General features: G+C 44.5%; 16 protein-coding genes. 8 read left to right on the top strand and 8 right to left on the bottom strand.

Translation table 11 applies throughout. The annotated features are described in order from the left end of the window. Positions 1-4: 4 nt before the first annotated feature. The 5 genes from ACIHKT_RS04530 to hisE are packed head-to-tail and all read left to right on the top strand — an operon-like array spanning position 5 to position 3,092. Positions 5-1,093, top strand: coding sequence for a pyridoxal phosphate-dependent aminotransferase (locus ACIHKT_RS04530; protein WP_086035746.1), 1,089 nt, complete (start codon positions 5-7; stop codon positions 1,091-1,093). Between the two features lie 2 nt (positions 1,094-1,095). Continuing rightward, a complete protein-coding gene (gene hisB / locus ACIHKT_RS04525) occupies positions 1,096-1,668 on the top strand; it encodes an imidazoleglycerol-phosphate dehydratase HisB (protein ID WP_086035745.1) in 573 nt (190 codons plus the stop codon). Positions 1,669-1,698: 30 nt separating this feature from the next. Continuing rightward, positions 1,699-2,430 (top strand): 1-(5-phosphoribosyl)-5-[(5-phosphoribosylamino)methylideneamino]imidazole-4-carboxamide isomerase, encoded by a 732-nt coding sequence (gene hisA / locus ACIHKT_RS04520; RefSeq protein ID WP_086035744.1) that lies wholly within the window; start codon positions 1,699-1,701, stop codon positions 2,428-2,430. Next, on the top strand, positions 2,420-2,773 hold the full coding sequence (hisI, locus tag ACIHKT_RS04515; RefSeq protein ID WP_086035743.1) for a phosphoribosyl-AMP cyclohydrolase: 354 nt from the start codon (positions 2,420-2,422) through the stop codon (positions 2,771-2,773). Before hisA ends, hisI begins: the two co-directional genes overlap by 11 nt. Next, a complete protein-coding gene (hisE, locus tag ACIHKT_RS04510) occupies positions 2,766-3,092 on the top strand; it encodes a phosphoribosyl-ATP diphosphatase (protein WP_086035742.1) in 327 nt (108 codons plus the stop codon). The genes hisI and hisE overlap by 8 nt, the downstream gene beginning before the upstream one ends. A 63-nt stretch (positions 3,093-3,155) precedes the next feature. On the opposite strand, the gene ACIHKT_RS04505 is transcribed toward hisE, so the two are convergent. Together ACIHKT_RS04505 and ACIHKT_RS04500 are read right to left on the bottom strand one after the other, a co-directional pair. Then, on the bottom strand, positions 3,156-4,622 hold the full coding sequence (locus ACIHKT_RS04505; RefSeq protein ID WP_086035741.1) for a J domain-containing protein: 1,467 nt from the start codon (positions 4,620-4,622) through the stop codon (positions 3,156-3,158). 9 nt (positions 4,623-4,631) lie between these two features. Then, entirely contained in the window at positions 4,632-5,594 is a 963-nt protein-coding gene (locus ACIHKT_RS04500; RefSeq protein WP_086035740.1) for an RluA family pseudouridine synthase, read from the bottom strand. A 175-nt stretch (positions 5,595-5,769) separates the two neighbouring features. Here ACIHKT_RS04500 and ACIHKT_RS04495 point away from each other — a divergent pair, with 175 nt between their 5' ends. Genes ACIHKT_RS04495 through uvrA form a run of 3 tightly spaced genes read left to right on the top strand, consistent with a single transcriptional unit; the run spans position 5,770 to position 11,337 of the window. Further along, positions 5,770-6,534 (top strand): RadC family protein, encoded by a 765-nt coding sequence (locus ACIHKT_RS04495; protein ID WP_086035739.1) that lies wholly within the window; start codon positions 5,770-5,772, stop codon positions 6,532-6,534. After that, positions 6,531-8,498, top strand: coding sequence for an excinuclease ABC subunit UvrB (gene uvrB, locus ACIHKT_RS04490; protein WP_086035738.1), 1,968 nt, complete (start codon positions 6,531-6,533; stop codon positions 8,496-8,498). Before ACIHKT_RS04495 ends, uvrB begins: the two co-directional genes overlap by 4 nt. A gap of 1 nt (position 8,499) precedes the next feature. After that, positions 8,500-11,337, top strand: coding sequence for an excinuclease ABC subunit UvrA (gene uvrA / locus ACIHKT_RS04485; protein ID WP_404352847.1), 2,838 nt, complete (start codon positions 8,500-8,502; stop codon positions 11,335-11,337). A gap of 24 nt (positions 11,338-11,361) precedes the next feature. On the opposite strand, the gene sdaAA is transcribed toward uvrA, so the two are convergent. The 6 genes from sdaAA to ACIHKT_RS04455 all read right to left on the bottom strand — a co-directional run bounded on the left by sdaAA (position 11,362) and on the right by ACIHKT_RS04455 (position 17,191). After that, positions 11,362-12,243 (bottom strand): L-serine ammonia-lyase, iron-sulfur-dependent, subunit alpha, encoded by an 882-nt coding sequence (sdaAA, locus tag ACIHKT_RS04480; RefSeq protein WP_174403183.1) that lies wholly within the window; start codon positions 12,241-12,243, stop codon positions 11,362-11,364. Positions 12,244-12,254: 11 nt separating this feature from the next. Further along, on the bottom strand, positions 12,255-12,917 hold the full coding sequence (sdaAB, locus tag ACIHKT_RS04475; protein ID WP_086035735.1) for an L-serine ammonia-lyase, iron-sulfur-dependent subunit beta: 663 nt from the start codon (positions 12,915-12,917) through the stop codon (positions 12,255-12,257). Positions 12,918-13,095: 178 nt separating this feature from the next. Next, a complete protein-coding gene (locus ACIHKT_RS04470) occupies positions 13,096-13,641 on the bottom strand; it encodes an ECF transporter S component (RefSeq protein ID WP_086035734.1) in 546 nt (181 codons plus the stop codon). Positions 13,642-13,870: 229 nt separating this feature from the next. Continuing rightward, positions 13,871-14,560, bottom strand: coding sequence for a radical SAM protein (locus ACIHKT_RS04465; protein WP_086035733.1), 690 nt, complete (start codon positions 14,558-14,560; stop codon positions 13,871-13,873). Continuing rightward, positions 14,547-15,128 (bottom strand): ECF transporter S component, encoded by a 582-nt coding sequence (locus ACIHKT_RS04460; protein WP_086035732.1) that lies wholly within the window; start codon positions 15,126-15,128, stop codon positions 14,547-14,549. Before ACIHKT_RS04460 ends, ACIHKT_RS04465 begins: the two co-directional genes overlap by 14 nt. Before the next feature lie 533 nt (positions 15,129-15,661). Further along, on the bottom strand, positions 15,662-17,191 hold the full coding sequence (locus ACIHKT_RS04455) for a YifB family Mg chelatase-like AAA ATPase (RefSeq protein WP_174193176.1): 1,530 nt from the start codon (positions 17,189-17,191) through the stop codon (positions 15,662-15,664). Positions 17,192-17,373 lie beyond the last annotated feature (182 nt).

Raw genomic sequence — 17,373 nt, 5'->3', positions numbered from 1 at the left:
GAGAATGGCTTACAAGATAAATGGGAAATTAAGGGGACTGAAGCCTTACGTACCTACGCAGGAAATCACTGGTGTCATTCATCTGGACGCCAACGAATCTTTTCTAAACCTTACGCCCCAATTGATTCAAGATGCAGCTGATGCAGTACAGAATACAGCATTTAACCGCTATCCGGATCCCTATGCGGCGGACCTCTGTCAAGCTTTCGGTAACTATTACGGCGTAAATGCAACACATGTTACAGCTGGAAACGGTTCAGATGAACTCATTAGCCTCCTAATTTCAAACTTCCTGATGAAAGGCGAAACAATCGTTACCACCGCACCGGATTTTTCCATGTACACATTTTATCCAAAACTGGCTGAAACAAATGATGTAGAAGCAGTAAAAGGGAACTCCTTCTCTATTACGCCGCAAAAACTAATCGATACGGTAAAGAAAAGCAACGCAAGAATGCTTCTTTTCAGTAACCCCTGCAACCCAACTTCCCTTGGTTTCACCCGGGAGGAGGTGGTGCAGATTATCGAATCCCTGCCTGATGTTTTGACCGTTGTTGATGAAGCATACATGGATTTCTGGGAACAGACACAATCTGTTCTGGGGCTGGAATCTCGTTATGATAATCTGGTTATCCTAAAGACCTGCTCCAAAATGGGCCTTGCTGCGCTCCGTTTGGGATTCTCTGTTTCCAACGAAAAACTGACTGGCCTTCTGCATAGTGCAAAGTCACCTTATAATGTCAATAGTCTGACACAGGAAATTGGCGCACTCGTGCTGGGTGAGAAGAAATGTCTGCAAAGCCATATCAAACAGATACAGCAGTCCAGAGATTCTCTGCTGCATGGTATTGAAGAAATCCTATTTCGTTATCCGGGTGCTTTTCAGCTGTACCGCAGCTGTACCAACTTTGTGACATTCCGTTTTCCGGAAGCTGAACAACTGTATACCTATTTGATGGAGTGTGGAATTTCTGCGCGGCAGTTCCCCGGATTTCTGCGTATAACGGCTGGAGCGCCGGCTGAAAATCAAGCATTTCTGGCTGTTATGGAGTCATTTTTTCATAAAAAATCCACTTTAGAAAAGGGAGGCTAATCATGCGTTCTGCATCTGTCACGCGAAAAACAAAAGAAACAAAAATCACCGCAGAAGTTAATCTAGACGGTGGTTCAGTCAACCTTTCAACTGGAATTGGATTTTTTGACCATATGCTTACTGCATTTGCTGTTCATGGCGGATTTGGCCTGCAGCTGCACGCGGAAGGGGACCTTTTCGTAGACTGCCACCATACGGTAGAAGATACCGGTATCGTGTTGGGACAAACCTTTGCGAAGGCTCTTGGTGATAAAGGTGATATTGCCCGCTATGGCTCTTTTTATATTCCTATGGACGAAGCACTCGCTTTTACCAGCCTAGACATCAGCGGACGACCGTTCCTGGTCTTTCATGCGGATTTTCAGCAGGAACGTGTCGGCAATTTTGACACCTGCATGACAGAAGAATTCCTGCGCGCGTTTGCTTATCATGCAGGAATCACACTGCATTGCAGTGTCCTGTACGGCAGCAATGCACACCATGAAATTGAGGCCATCTTTAAGTCTTTAGGTCATGCCTTACAGCAGGCAACTGCTTTGCGGGAAGGAACTCTTTCGACCAAAGGCGTTTTGTAAAATACAGAAAAGCAAAGGATTGACGAAACCATGCTGATTTTTCCTGCAATCGATATCAAAGACGGCCGCTGCGTTCGTTTGCAGCGCGGAAACTATGCAACTGCACAACAGGTCGCAGAAAATGCTTTACAGACAGCGAAAGCTTTTGAAGCAAGCGGCGCAAAATGGCTGCACATGGTCGACTTAGATGGTGCAAAGGATGCACATCCGGTAAATGCGCCGCTCTTTTTTCAAGTCGTTAAAAATACAAATTTGAAAGTAGAAGTTGGCGGTGGAATTCGCCGAATGGAAACCATTGCGTATTATCTGAATGGTGGAGTCTCCCGCGTCATTCTGGGTTCGGCAGCACTGGAAAATCACGATTTTGCGAAGGAAGCCATTCGCACATACGTCGAAAAAGTGGCCATTGGAATCGACGCAAGAAATGGTATGGTTGCAACAGAAGGTTGGCTGAATACTTCTTCTGTTTCGTATTTGGACTTTGCCAAAGAAATGGAACAGCTCGGTGCGCAAACATTAATTTTTACAGACATTTCGCGCGATGGTATGCTTTCCGGCCCAAATATAGAAATGCTTGATACACTCAATCGGTCTGTTTCCTGTAATGTCATAGCAAGCGGTGGGGTTCGCAATCGGGAGGACATACAGGCCCTGCGAAAACTTGGACTATATGGCACTATCTGCGGAAAGTCACTGTACGCCGGCTCATTAACTCTGGAAGATGCATTGTATGCGGCGGGAGGGCAAGAAGATGAAACCTGATTTGCAAACCTTTGACTATGATAAATATTTTAAAAAAGGACCGTTGATTCCTGCGATTATACAGGAGTGCCAAACAGGGCAAGTCTTGATGCTTGCTTATATGAATCGGGAATCGCTGCAAAAGACACTGGAAACCGGATATACGTGGTTCTGGTCCCGCTCCCGAAAGGAATTGTGGAATAAAGGCGCTGCTTCCGGACATTTGCAGAAAGTTATTTCTATGTACGGCGACTGCGATGACGATACTCTCCTAATAACCGTTATACAAACCGGTGCGGCCTGTCACACAGGGCACCATAGTTGTTTCTTTCAGAAAATAATGGGGGTTATGAACGATGAATGATACATTTGAAAATTTATATCAGACCGTTGTCAGCCGAAAAAACGCAAAGCAGGAAGGTTCTTATACCTGCTACCTTTTTGATCAGGGACTGGATAAAATCCTGAAAAAAGTAGGGGAAGAGTGCAGTGAAACTATTATCGCCGCCAAAAACGGAATCAAACAGGATACTGTCGGGGAAATTTCTGACCTATTGTATCATCTGACAGTAATGATGGTTAACGAAAACATTACGCTGGACGATGTAAAGACAGAATTGGACAAGCGTACCCAAAAAGCGGGAAATTTAAAGCAATTTCATCAGGTGGACCATAACACCTAACCGAATAGTCCGACACATAAAGCAGAGGCTGCAAAGGGATATCCCTTTGCAGCCTCTGCTTTGTTATTTCATATACATTTGCGGCACAGAAAATTTACCAATCGGACTGGCGCCGTTGCTGTGTTTGGAAATCCATACACCGTCCTCTGCAAAGTTTGCGATATGAGGAGAATAGGGAAGTGTGTACTGCTTATCTGCTGTATAAACAATACGGTTTGCTGCTGGGTCATATAGCTGTAAAGCATACATACGTTCCGTAAATGAATTTTCAACCAGTGACTGCGTGAAAATATAATATCTGCCACTGCAGGAATAAAGCTTGTAGACAAATTCACCGTTTAGCTGCCAACTGCTTACAATCTGTCCGGTCTTCTGTTGGATAACAGCAGCAACACATTTATATTGGCCAGTAGAGTCTTCGGCAGAAAAAGCAAGAAGAAGTTTTCCATTTGGCAGCAAAGCTGCAGCTATATTATCTGATGAAATAGTATTGACAGTCTGCTTACCAGAAGCATTTTTTAATGGAATGGTGCCGAGATTGACATGGATAATATTTGACTTTTCAGATGATTCTGTCTTTGGCTCAATTACCAACGTTTTGCTGCTCCGTTGCAAATACAAACTTTTTATATCTGTATTTCCTTTTAAATCAATATAAAAGCAATCTCCAATACAACTTATCAGCTTATGCTCTGTTGCACGCACATCCACTTTTGCCGCCGCATGAGAATGCGGCAAAAAAGCAACCGAAGCTTGGTGGACTTTTCCATTTGGATCCTCCAAAAGTTGCTTTGGAATATAAACAGATTCACTGCTGCTCTTTATTTTGTACGTATATAAATCGCCAAAAGTATTATTTGTCTGTACAGGGGAATCTTCCAGTATAATATTCCGCACAACAGAAAAGTGATTCTCCTTCATGGCTGAAACATCGCTTAAAAGCATACCGGTATTAAAAAGTTGATTCTGCGGTACGGACAAACAAATTAGTAAAATGAAAAAACCAAAAACAAAACCATGCCGCAAACGGCGCATGCCATTTACTTTTCGCAGCAAAAAATAATAAAAATAAAAAATATATGCTGCAATATACGCAATCAGACGAACGACAGCCGCCACTAAGCGGCCACTGAACGTTTTTGCAAGCAGGGGATACTGACTGGAAGGAAAAATGTTGAGGGTAACAGCTTCACAAAAAAAATACAGCAGCCAAGATAATAGGACAATAGAAATAGCGCACAGTAAATCACGCAGCCCGAAACGCCGTAAGGCACTGCGTGCAGCTGCACTGCCATGCGGACCTGTGTAATATGCCCGTGTCTTTTTGGAAGTTTTCCAAAATCCACGCGGCTTTTTTTTGATATTGCCGTGCTTGAGCTCTGCTTTAATCATTCTGTAAGCTTCTGACAACTTTTGTTCACCAACTAAGTTATCATCTTCCAGTTCCTGAATTGCAGTTAGATAAGCTTTTTTCAGTTGCTTTTTACTACATCCAGGCTGCAGTCCCAATAATTCATAGTTTTTATCCATACTTGCTCCTTAGGGCCATTGCTGAAAAATCGGAAGGAACCAAATGTCTTTTACCTGGAATGATTCCCCATTTAAGTATGATAAAATACCGGCATCCGTGGTAAAACAGAACTTCAGGCGATAAGAATAAAGGGCCTGATACCGAAATCCACAGGCGTGGTTGACTGCGTTGGTTCCATACTTTCCATCCCCCAAAAGCGGATGTCCCATGCTCGCCATGTGGGCCCGTATTTGATGTGTGCGGCCTGTCAGCAAGTCCACTTCCACTAAAGAACAATTTTTCTTTTCTTGCAGGACCCGGTACTTTGTCCGAATCGTCCTTGATTCTGCAGTAGGGTGCGCTGAAATATATACACGGTTCTGTTCTTCATTTTTTGTAAGATAACCTTTCAGAATTGCTTCTTTTGGATGAAGATGACCATGTACCAGACACAAATATAATTTTTGCAGTTCACGGTCTTTTACTTTCTGGTTCAAAATGCGAAGTGATTCTGCGTTTTTGGCTGCCATAACAATGCCCCCTGTATTGCGGTCAATTCGATTGACCAATGCGGGAACAAAGCTATGTTCGTCATGTGGATTGTATTCTCCTTTATCGTACAAATAATGTTGTACACGGGCAATTAGAGAATCGAAATGGTAGTGTATATCCGGATGTACAATTAAACCGGGCTTTTTGTCCAGCAGCAAAAGGTTGCTGTCTTCATACAGAATATTTAGTTTCGTAGGGGCCTTTAAAAAATCAAAGGATTCCGGCTCCTGTTGCAGAAAGTCATCTTTTAAATAGAGAGAAAGGACATCTCCTTCCTGCAGGCGGGCAGAAAACTGGTTGCAGCGCTTCCCATTTATTTTGATATCCTTTTTACGGACCGCTTTATAAAGCATAGACTGCGGCAAATTTGGATATGTTTTGGTCAGGAACTTGTCCAGCCGCTGTCCAGCATCATTTTTTTGAATTGTTATGGTTTTCATAAATTGCCTCATCCACTGTTAAAATCAATTTTATTATATCATACTCTCTATGAAAGGGAAAGAGTGATACACATCGGTAAAAAGCAGAACATCCTTTCGAAAAAGCCTTTTCAAATTGCATCGTTTCGTGTATAATGGAACTCACGAAAGCAGTAAAAAGGAGCAGCTGAATATCATGGCGGGGAAAACAGAAAATTTACACAATGGCCACCGTCAGCGTCTGCGGGGACGCTACCGCAGGGAGGGGCTGGATGGGTTTGCCGACCATGAAGTATTGGAATTGCTGCTGTTTTATGCAATTCCCTATCAGGACACCAATCCGCTGGCGCATCGACTGCTAGAACGCTTTGGTTCACTGGCCGGTGTACTGGATGCGCCGGAAGAAGAGCTTTTAAAAGTAAAAGGAATTGGTGAAAATGCTGCTTTACTTCTTAAAATTTTGCCGGATATTTATCGGCGTTATCAAATCAGTCAGCAAAAAGATGTACAGCTAATTGCCGGAGAAAACGATGCAGCAGCCTATTTGCAGAGCCGCTTTATTGGGAAAAAGCAGGAATGCGTATTGCTTATGCTGCTGAATTCACGACATCAGGCTTTGTTTTGTGACGAAGTCAGTGAAGGAACCGCTACGACAGCAAACATTTATGTCCGTAGAATTGTGCAGAAAGCAGTTCGGTACGATGCTGTGTTTGCTTTTTTGGCACATAATCATCCTAGCGGGGAAATTTTGCCCTCTGTTCAGGATTTGGAAGCAACACAGCTGATTGCGCAAGCCTTAAAAAACGTAAACGTACAGTTGGTTGACCATTTCATTATTTCGCAGAAAGATTATCTTTCCTTAAAGCAAAGCGGTTATTTTCAATACATACTATCTACTGAAAAGTATGAGAATTGCCAGTATAAAGTTGCAGAAAGCACAAAGGAGGAAAAAAGGCCATGAATTTTCAGCTTGTTTCTCCGTATCAGGCAACTGGTGATCAGCCACAGGCAATCAATCAATTGGTAAATGGTTTGCAGGAAGGCGATAAAGAGCAGGTATTAAAAGGAGTGACTGGCTCCGGCAAAACATTTACCATGGCAAATGTTATTGCGCAGGTCAACCGTCCTACGCTAGTGCTGGCCCACAATAAAACACTGGCAGCGCAGCTGTGTTCAGAATTCCGCACTTTTTTTCCAAACAATGCAGTAGAGTATTTTGTTTCCTACTATGATTACTATCAGCCGGAAGCCTATATTGCGCAAACGGATACTTATATAGAAAAAGATTCCGCAATCAATGATGAAATCGATAAACTTCGTCATTCAGCAACTTCAGCGCTGTGTGAACGGCGGGATGTTATTATCGTCGCCAGTGTCAGCTGCATCTATTCTTTGGGTGATCCAATTGATTACCGCAGCATGGTCATTTCACTGCGTCCGGGTGTGCAGAAGGAGCGGGATGAACTGCTCAAAAAGCTGGTAGAACTACAATATGAACGAAATGACATAGAACTGACACGAAACAAATTTCGTGCACGTGGTGATGTTGTCGAGATATTCCCATCTTACTCCAATGACACAATCATTCGCGTAGAATTTTTTGGGGATGAAATAGACCGTATCAGTGAACTGAACGCTCTGACTGGGGAGAGGAAAGCGGATTTAAAACACGTTGCCATTTATCCAGCTTCCCATTACATTGTTCCACGTGAAAAGATGCAGCGCGCCATTTCCTCTATACAGGCCGAAATGGAGGACCGTGTCAAATTTTTTGAATCACATGGTAAATTGATTGAAGCGCAGCGGATACGCGAACGTACAACTTATGATATGGAGATGCTGCAGGAAATTGGTTTCTGCAAAGGTATTGAAAACTATTCACGTATTATGTCCGGCCGTCCCGCTGGCAGCGCTCCGTTTACCCTGCTGGACTATTTCCCAGACGACTTTTTAATGTTTGTAGATGAGTCTCATGTTACGCTGCCGCAGGTTGGCGGTATGTATGGCGGGGACCGGGCACGAAAAAAGAATCTGATTGATTTTGGCTTTCGGCTTCCCAGTGCCTATGATAACCGGCCGCTGAATTTTCAAGAGTTTTATCAGCATATCAATCAAGTCGTATTTGTCAGCGCAACACCAGGAAACTTTGAGTTGGAACACGCATCTCAAGTTGTTGAACAGGTCATTCGCCCCACTGGGCTGCTGGACCCGGAAATTGACGTAAAACCGACAGAGGGACAAATTGATGACTTGATTTCTGAAATTAACTTGCGTGCAGCAAAACATCAGAGAGTTCTGGTCACAACACTGACAAAGAAAATGGCAGAGGACTTGACTTCATATCTGGAAAACATAGGACTTCGTGTCCGGTATATGCACCACGATATAGATACCGTTGAGCGGCAGGAAATCATCCGTGACCTGCGGCTCGAAAAGTTCGACGTTTTGGTTGGCATCAACCTGCTGCGTGAAGGACTGGATATTCCAGAAGTTAGTTTGGTCGCCATTTTGGATGCCGATAAAGAGGGCTTCCTGCGCAGTGAACGCAGCCTTATCCAGACGATTGGCCGTGCCGCACGAAATGCGGAAGGGCACGTTATTATGTATGCCGATTCCGTAACACCTAGTATGGAGGCTGCTATTCGCGAAACGAACCGCCGCCGCACTTTGCAGAAAGCATATAATCAGGCACACGGCATTACACCGAAAACCATCACGAAAAAAGTGGCGGATGTGCTGGAAATTTCCACAGGTCGCGGCAAGCAGAAATCCAAAAAGAAAGTACAAAGGAATCTGTCCCCGATTGAAAGGGAAGAACAAATTTCCAGCCTGACAAAAGAAATGAAAGAAGCAGCAAAGATGCTGGAATTTGAGCGCGCTGCTTCCTTGCGTGACCGCATCAAAACCCTGCAGAGAGGAAAATGACATGCCGTCCAAAACAATTTTTATTAAGGGTGCTAGAGAGCACAATCTAAAAAATATCAATCTGAAAATTCCACGTGATAAACTAATTGTCTTTACGGGACTGTCTGGTTCAGGAAAAAGCAGCCTGGCTTTTGATACTATTTATGCAGAAGGTCAGCGGCGCTATATGGAATCTCTTTCTTCTTATGCACGTCAGTTCCTAGGACAAATGGAAAAACCGGATGTTGACTTTATAGACGGACTTTCTCCTGCTATTTCAATAGACCAAAAAACAACATCTAAAAATCCTCGTTCTACGGTTGGAACGGTAACAGAAATTTACGACTATTTGCGTCTTTTGTATGCCCGCGTCGGTACCCCACACTGTCCCATATGCGGCAGAGAAATTCAGCAGCAAACGATTGACCAAATTGTAGACCAAGTTCTAAAGCTGCCAGAACATACGAAAATTCAAGTGATGGCCCCAGTTGTGCGTGCCCGAAAGGGAACACATGCCAAACAGCTAGAGTCCGCACGAAAAAGCGGTTTTGTCCGTGCTCGTGTAGATGGTATTCTATACGACTTATCTGAAAAAATTGTGCTTGAAAAAAACAAAAAGCATACGATTGACATTATCGTAGACCGACTGATGGTAAAACCAGAAATACGTTCCCGTTTGGCGGATAGTTTAGAAACAGCAGCTTCGCTGGCCGGAGGTCTGGTTGTCATCAGCCCGAATGGACAAGACGATATTTTGTTTAGTCAAAACTACGCGTGTCCGGAACACGGTCTTGGAATTGACGAACTGACACCGCAGATGTTTTCTTTTAACAGCCCTTCCGGTGCCTGCCCAAAGTGTACTGGGCTTGGCGTTTTCATGAAAATTGACCCGGACCTGATTATTCCGGATAAATCGCTGAGCGTCCGAAAAGGTGGCCTTCGGGGCAGCGGCTGGGCAATGGAGGGAAACTCGATTGCTTCTATGTATTTGGAAGGTCTTGCTAAACACTATCATTTTTCCCTTGATACACCGATTGCTGATTTGTCACCAAAAATCGTAGATATTCTCCTGTTTGGAAACAAAGGAGAAAAAATAGAGGTGGAACGGGATACTAGTTTTGGGCACAGCAAATACATGGCCACATTTGAGGGAATTATTCCAAATTTTGAGCGGCGTTTTCGGGATACAAGCAGTAACTGGATTAAAGAAGAAATCGAATCCTACATGAGTGCCATTCCCTGTGATGCCTGTCATGGAAACCGACTGAACCCCATGAGCCTAGCCGTAACCGTCGGCGGAAAGAATATTGCAGAGCTCTGCAGCTTGTCGGTCCTACAGGCACTGGACTTTCTGAATACGCTGCAACTGACCGGACGCAAAAAGCTAATCGCCGAACCGATTTTAAAAGAAGTACGTTCCCGTCTGACTTTTTTAAAAAGCGTAGGATTGGGATATTTGACATTATCCCGCTCGGCAGGCACACTTTCTGGAGGCGAAAGCCAGCGTATCCGTTTGGCTACACAGATTGGCTCGTCCCTGATGGGCGTTGTATACATTCTTGATGAGCCAAGCATTGGCCTGCATCAGCGTGACAATGCTAAATTGCTTGCGACTTTAAAGCATCTGCGTGACCTTGGAAATACCGTCATTGTCGTTGAACATGATGAAGAAACAATGCGCGCCGCTGACCATCTGGTGGATATTGGACCTGGTGCGGGCATTCACGGAGGAGAAGTCGTCTACAACGGACCTCCGGCAGACATCGTAAACTGTGAAGCTTCCATTACAGGACAATACTTGAGTGGAAAACGAAAAATTGAGGTCCCTTCCATACGTCGGCCAGGCAACGGCAAAAAGCTGTCCATTATTGGTGCTGCACAAAACAACTTAAAGCATATCAATGTAGACATTCCTCTCGGAAAATTCGTTTGTATCACTGGCGTTTCCGGTTCCGGAAAATCTTCACTTATCAATGAAATTCTATACAAATATCTTGCTGCCCAGCTGAACGGTGCAAAACTGCACCCTGGAAAGTTCAAAGAAATCCGTGGCTTGTCTGCACTGGATAAAGTGATTGAAATCAATCAAAGTCCTATCGGCCGTACGCCGCGGTCTAATCCTGCCACTTATACCGGTATGTTTACAGATATCCGTAACCTGTATGCCAGTACGCAGGACGCCAAGCTGCGTGGATATACACCCGGCAGATTTTCCTTTAATATAAAAGGCGGCCGCTGTGAAGCTTGTGAGGGCGGCGGAATCATTAAAATAGAAATGCATTTTCTTCCGGATGTTTATGTACCCTGTGATGTCTGCCATGGAAAGCGCTATAATCGAGAAACACTGGAAATCAAGTACAAAGGGAAGTCCATTTACGATGTACTGGAAATGACAGTTGAAGAGGGACTTACGTTCTTTCAGGCTATTCCGCGTATTGCTCGGCGCCTGCAAACATTGGAAGAAGTAGGATTGGGATACATTAAAATCGGCCAGCCTGCCACAACGCTTTCTGGTGGAGAGGCGCAGCGAGTCAAGCTGGCCGCAGAACTAAGCAAACGGCCTACAGGCCGAACTATCTATATTCTGGATGAACCGACAACGGGGCTCCATATGGCTGATGTACATCGCCTGATTAACGTCCTGCAAAAGTTAGTGGACAACGGCAATACTGTCGTTGTTATTGAGCATAATTTGGACTTAATCAAAACAGCCGACTGGATTATTGATCTTGGCCCTGAGGGTGGAGATGCCGGAGGAAACATTGTAGCACAGGGCACACCAGAGCAAGTGGCAGCTGTGCCAGAATCTTATACCGGACAATATTTGCGCAAAATGCTGCCTGCTTTTCAGGGAAAGTAACGAATTTCCGTAAACGTTATAATGTTATAATATTGTTTTATCTGTAAGCCTTTCTGCAATCTTTTGCCCCGTGGGTGTGGCGGCAAGACCGCCTTTTCCTGTTTCCCGCAAAGAAGTTGGCATTTGGTCACCTATACTTCCCATAGCGTCAATCACTTCATCTGCCGGTATATGACAAATGACACCGGACAATGCCATATTGGCAGCTCCCACTGCATTCAATGCTCCAGTTACGTTTCGCTGTACACACGGAACTTCCACCAATCCAGCTACCGGGTCACAGACCAGCCCCAAAAGATTGCTCAAGGCCATTGCACAGGCATGTGCGCACTGTTCGGCGCTGCCGCCTTTTAACCAAACCAGCGCAGCAGCAGCCATAGCAGACGCTGTACCAATTTCCGCCTGACACCCGCCGGATGCACCGGCAATCGAAGCCCTTTGTGCGATAACTTCTCCAAAACCTGCCGCAATATACAGTGCCTGTATCATAACTGTATCTGGCAGGTTTTCTTTCTTTGCAAGTGGTATAAGAACAGCAGGCAGCACTCCACAAGAACCAGCCGTTGGAGCAGCGACAATACGTTTCATGCAGGCATTACACTCACTAATCTGCAGTGCCAGCGCAATCATTTCATTGAGGAATGCGTCACCAATCAGTTTGCCTTTTTTAGCAGCATCGCTGACACGGGCACTGTCCCCGCCAACTAATCCGCTGTGAGAACGTTCTTCCGAACGATAGGAGCAGGTAGTGGTCTGCATGGTTTTCCATAACGTCAACATTTTCTGCATGGAAGCTTCTTCACTTCCGTTTTGTGACGCCGTGTCTTCCTGAAGAATAACTTTCCAAAGCGGCAAATTTTTCTCCTGTGCATCTTTCAGCATCTTTTTAATGGAATCATAAGCCATATTGCTGCTCCTCACTGTTTTACATTGATATAAGAAACTTTAATAATGCCGTCCAGCTTCATTAGCCAGTCCACTAAGTCTTCCGGTATAGGCTGGTCGCACTCAATGACCATAACAGCATACCCGCCCTGCACATTGCGGTAAAGCTGCATGGTTGCAATATTCACATTGCGTTGAGCGAGAATAGTGGTCACTTGTGCAACATGACCAGGCTGGTCCAGGTTGTGCACAATCAGCGTATTATATTCACCGGAAAAGTTCGTATCAATTCCATCAATCTTACGAACTTGAATCCTGCCACCTCCAAGAGAGGCCGCTTCAATTTCCAGTTTGCGCTTTTTTCCATCTTCCAAAGTAAGCACAGCCGTGTTTGGGTGCGCACCGCGCAAATGAATCGTATCGAAAGAAAAATCCAGACCCTGCTGTTTTGCGGCCGCAAAGCTGTCTGGAATCCGCTTGTCATCAGGCTGCATTCCCAAAAGTCCGGCAACAATCGCTTTATCTGTTCCATGTCCAACCCCTGTGCTGGCAAAGGAGCCATGCAGCAATATTTTTGCTTTTTTCGGCGTATCTCCCAACAGTTGACGTGCAACCAGACCGATTTTTACGGCACCTGCGGTATGAGAACTGGAGGGACCTATCATCACAGGACCTAATATATCAAATACATTCATGCTGTGCCTTTCTGTAAAATAGAAATTTTCTGTTCTTTATCTTTCGTGTACAGGAAACATCGTAAAACCTGCTTCCCAAAAAAGCGCCTTAAAAACGAGAATGCAGATAATGCCGCCCGCATTCCCATAATTATCTCTGCCATACAAAAGAGCTACGCTGATTCCACTTTAATAACATTTATGCCGTATGCGTATGAATCGCTTTTTTCAGAAGCGGAAGTGTCAAAGCTGCTACAATGCCTCCAATAACCGCTGTAAGAAGCTGCGGATAGGAAAACATCATAGAAATCACATTTGCCTTTGTGCCCTTCAGTTTTAGGATATACGGAACCGCCAGCTTCACAATGCCAAAATATAATACAAGAAATTTTCCTACAGCAGAAAGGACAACAGCGGCGGCCCCTCGAAAAAACTTTCGAGAGGATTCGTTTTTTGCAATCAAGCTCCACAGCAAAACAAGTACGAGGTTGCCCGCCATAATAAAAGGCACTAACGCCCACAAAGGACCAATGCCGAAAAGCTTTGCCACAATAGGGGACACCACTGCTACTATACAGCCAGAACGAACTCCACAGAGCATAACGGAAACTACCAGTAAATAATTTACGATAGAACCCGTTAAGATGGTACTGCCAAGAGGTGCCGTTGCTGCCTGCAGGCCAACCAGCAATGCAATACAAACTGCTGTCTGTGTAATCCACAAAGTTTCTTTTTTCTGTGTCATTATTTTCTCCAATCCTCATTCTGCTTACGTGTTACGTGAAACGTTTTTTATTAGTTCCATTATAGCAAAACGAAACAGGAAAGTAAAAAATTAAACTTATTTTTATATTGTAACAACAGCAGGAAAATTATCATGGCAAAAAATAAAAGCCGCAAATAGGCGCTTCACCCTCATAGGGAAGAAGATGCTTTTTTGCAGCTAATTGTATAAATTCTGCTGTATGGTATTTCTAATCTCCAACTCCAAAGTCGGTGTTCTCATACAAGACTTCAACAGATGGGTCCTCATCCAGACAGGCATATTTTTTGCGGAACCATGATACTAATTGTTCATCACGTTTTACATCTGTACTATTGTTGGTATAGACATTGATGGTACCAAGTTGAAAGTATTTCTTCAGCATCTTGATATCATAATCAATCATTTCCCGTGTCTGCCCTTTGATGCCTACCATTAGGCATGGGGAATCAAAATATTGTGCAACTTCTTCGGCACTGCTGAAATCAGCATTTTTGTTTAGATATTGTTCTCGAAAATCGTTGTTAAATGTTTCCACACCGATTTTGAACGTAATAGGCACACCCATATAATCCCGCATTTTTTGAAGCATATTTCTGTACATCCAATGTGCTTCAAAAAACAATCGACGAATATGTTTTTTCTGAACAATACTGCGTATCTCGGCCAGTGTTTCTCTCGGAAGCTCAAAGCAGCTGCCGGAATTGATTACTTCTAAAACACCAAATTTCCCTGTCACATGGGATAGGACTTCATGGTTGAGTTTTAGCATTTCCATTTTATTTTTAGAATTATCCAGTATGTAATCACAAAAGCGACATTTTCCCCATGCACAGGGATGCGCTTTCAGCAAGACAATTTCACGCATATTCTTATTTGTAATCTGATTATATCGTTCCATTACTGATATTGCTTCTCCTTACTGCATCTTTAATCTGAACCGGTAAAACTTTCAGAACTGCGCAGGCAGCAACAATGCTTACAGCACAGTTGGCATAATCTGTCAGTGCTTGCACCAAGCAAATACTCAGTGTCAAATTCATGCCGACACATTTATTCAAAAGCTGTACAAGCAATGCAGAACCAGAAGACGTAATGCCGTGAAAGACACAAGCAGTAATAACAGAACCTACTACTGTTGCCGGAATAGAAACACAGGCTGCCTTCAGTATAATATCCCAACCATGAGGCCTGCATTTCTTGAAAATCATGCCCGAAAAGAAACCTGTGGCAAATTGTACCGGTATGTAATAAAGCGAATAAATGTCTGTTGTGATTCCACAAGTAAAGCTGCCCAACACGCCGGAGACAATCCCACAAGCAGGTCCGAATAAGGCAGCACACATGACGGTGCCGATACTGTCAAGGTAAATAGGAAGCCGCGTAACCAGAGCAATGTTGGCGCCAATCACGTTGACTACAGCCATTAACACAATGACACAGATTTTGAAGGGACCCAACTTTCTCATCTGCTGCCCTCCGAAAGGAAAATCCTTTGACGGACATAAGGACTTGCATGTCGGGGAACAAAACGGCAGACTGCGGCTACTTTTTTTGCATTCATTCTCCAATCTCCTTTTATTATATTTTTGCTTAAAAAGCAAAGAGATACTTGGTTTTTTATCCTGGGAAGTTTGCGAACCAGTCCGATAGAATTTTCCTATCGATTAAATAAATGCACAATTAAATTGTAGCAAATTGCAGCATAATATACAAGGAAAACTAAAATTTATATATTGGAATCCATCTATATCCAACCGCCAGTATTACGGAAGTCTATGAATATGAAGCTGTAAAGAATCCAGAAAAGATTGTAGCCGGCCTAAAAGCGCTGAATGTTTGACCGGTCTGTGGCTATTCACAAAGTTTCTTTGAACTTCGCCACGAAAATTACCAATTATTAAAAAGCAGCTGTTTTAAAATGACTGACAGTAAGCGTAAAAATACCGTCCAGATATGACAACGGCCTCCCTCTTACAGGAGGTCGTTTTTTCATATTCTATTACCGCCGCTCCCAGTACTTGCGGTCAAGGCTGCGGTATTGTACCGACTCGGCGGCGTGCTCCGCTTCAATATCTTTAGAGCCTGCAAGGTCAGCTATTGTGCGTGCTACCTTCAGCACACGGTCATAGGCTCTGGCCGACAAGCCTAGCTTCTCAAACGCTGCCTTCAGCAGCGCTTTACCAGCAGGGGAAAGGCGGCAGGCATCATTTAGAATGTCCGGTGTGATGCGTGCGTTGCAGGTGATGTTTGTGCCCTTAAAGCGCTCGTTCTGCACCGCACGCGCCGCGTTTACGCGCTTTCTTATCTCGGCGCTGGGTTCTGCCTTCTGTTCACCTGACAGCGATTCAAAATCAACTGGCGGCACTTCTATGTGCAGGTCAAGCCGGTCTAGCAGGGGGCCGCTTACACGATTGAGGTAGCGATTTACCTGGTCTGGCTTGCAGGTACACTTGCGTGTGGGATGTCCGAAATAACCACAGGGGCAGGGGTTCATCGCAGCCACGAGCATAACGGAACAGGGGTACGTCACCGTGCCGCTGACACGCGAAATTGTCACCACGCCATCCTCAATCGGCTGCCGCAAAACTTCCATCGTGCTCCTTGCAAATTCCGGTAATTCATCTAAAAACAGCACACCGTTATGTGCAAGGGAAAGTTCTCCTGGCCGCGGAATAGAACCACCTCCAGATAATCCAGAGGGTGAAATTGTATGATGAGGCGCCCGAAAAGGACGAGAACTAATTAGAGATGTCTCATGCGGCAGAGCACCTGCTATGGAATGGATTTTCGTCGTTTCCATTCTTTCCGATAAAGTCATATCCGGCAAAATGGACGGCAGGCGCTTTGCCAGCATACTTTTGCCAGAACCAGGCGGACCAATTAGCAGAACATTATGTCCACCTGCAGCAGCAATCTCAAGTCCGCGTTTAGACTGTACCTGACCACGCACATCAGCAAAATCCAAAGTGTGGTCAAAAGCGTCCAACTGAACCGGAGCAGGCTTTGCTGGCATAATTTCCTTGCGTCCGGCCAAAAAGCTGATCAGTTCCATAACATTATGTATCGGAAACGCCGAGATTCCCGCTACAGCCGCCGCTTCTGCTGCATTTTCTGCCGGAAGAAAAATACGCTGAAAACCGCTTTCCTGCGCCCCGATGGTCATGGGCAAGACGCCCCTGACAGGACGCAAAGTTCCGCCAAGAGAAAGCTCTCCTAAAAAAGCGCAGCCCTCCAAATTTGCCGACATCTGTCCAGAAGCACACAGTAGGCTGATAAACAGGGGAAGGTCATAAATTGGCCCTTCCTTGCGCTTATCAGCAGGGGCTAAATTGACTGTAATTTTTCCTTCTGGGAAAGTATATCCACAATTTTTCACTGCTGACCGCACACGGTCTCTAGATTCTTTTACAGCAGCGTCCGGCAGTCCAACAATATCAAAAGAGGGAAGTGCCCGGGAAATATCCGATTCTACTAAAACCGGAAAAGCGTCCATTCCATACAATCCCATACTATATACCTGCGAAACCATAACATACCTCCCTGTGGTTTTACGGCTTTTATCTGCTATTGCAATCTTTCACTATCATTTTATTAGTTATTATACGACATTTTTTGTAAAAATGTTATTTTTTTATATGTTCGCTTTTTCTTAGGATTCCTGTATTGCTTCGTTCCCTTGACTTCCCACTATGGATGCTGTAAAATAAGCGT

Source organism: Caproicibacterium sp. XB2 (assembly GCF_044880635.1).
In the GTDB taxonomy this organism is placed as follows: Bacteria; Bacillota; Clostridia; order Oscillospirales; family Acutalibacteraceae; genus Caproicibacterium; species Caproicibacterium lactatifermentans.
The sequence above is the reverse complement of the archived record's forward strand: the minus strand, read 5'-3'. Positions and strand labels throughout refer to the sequence as shown.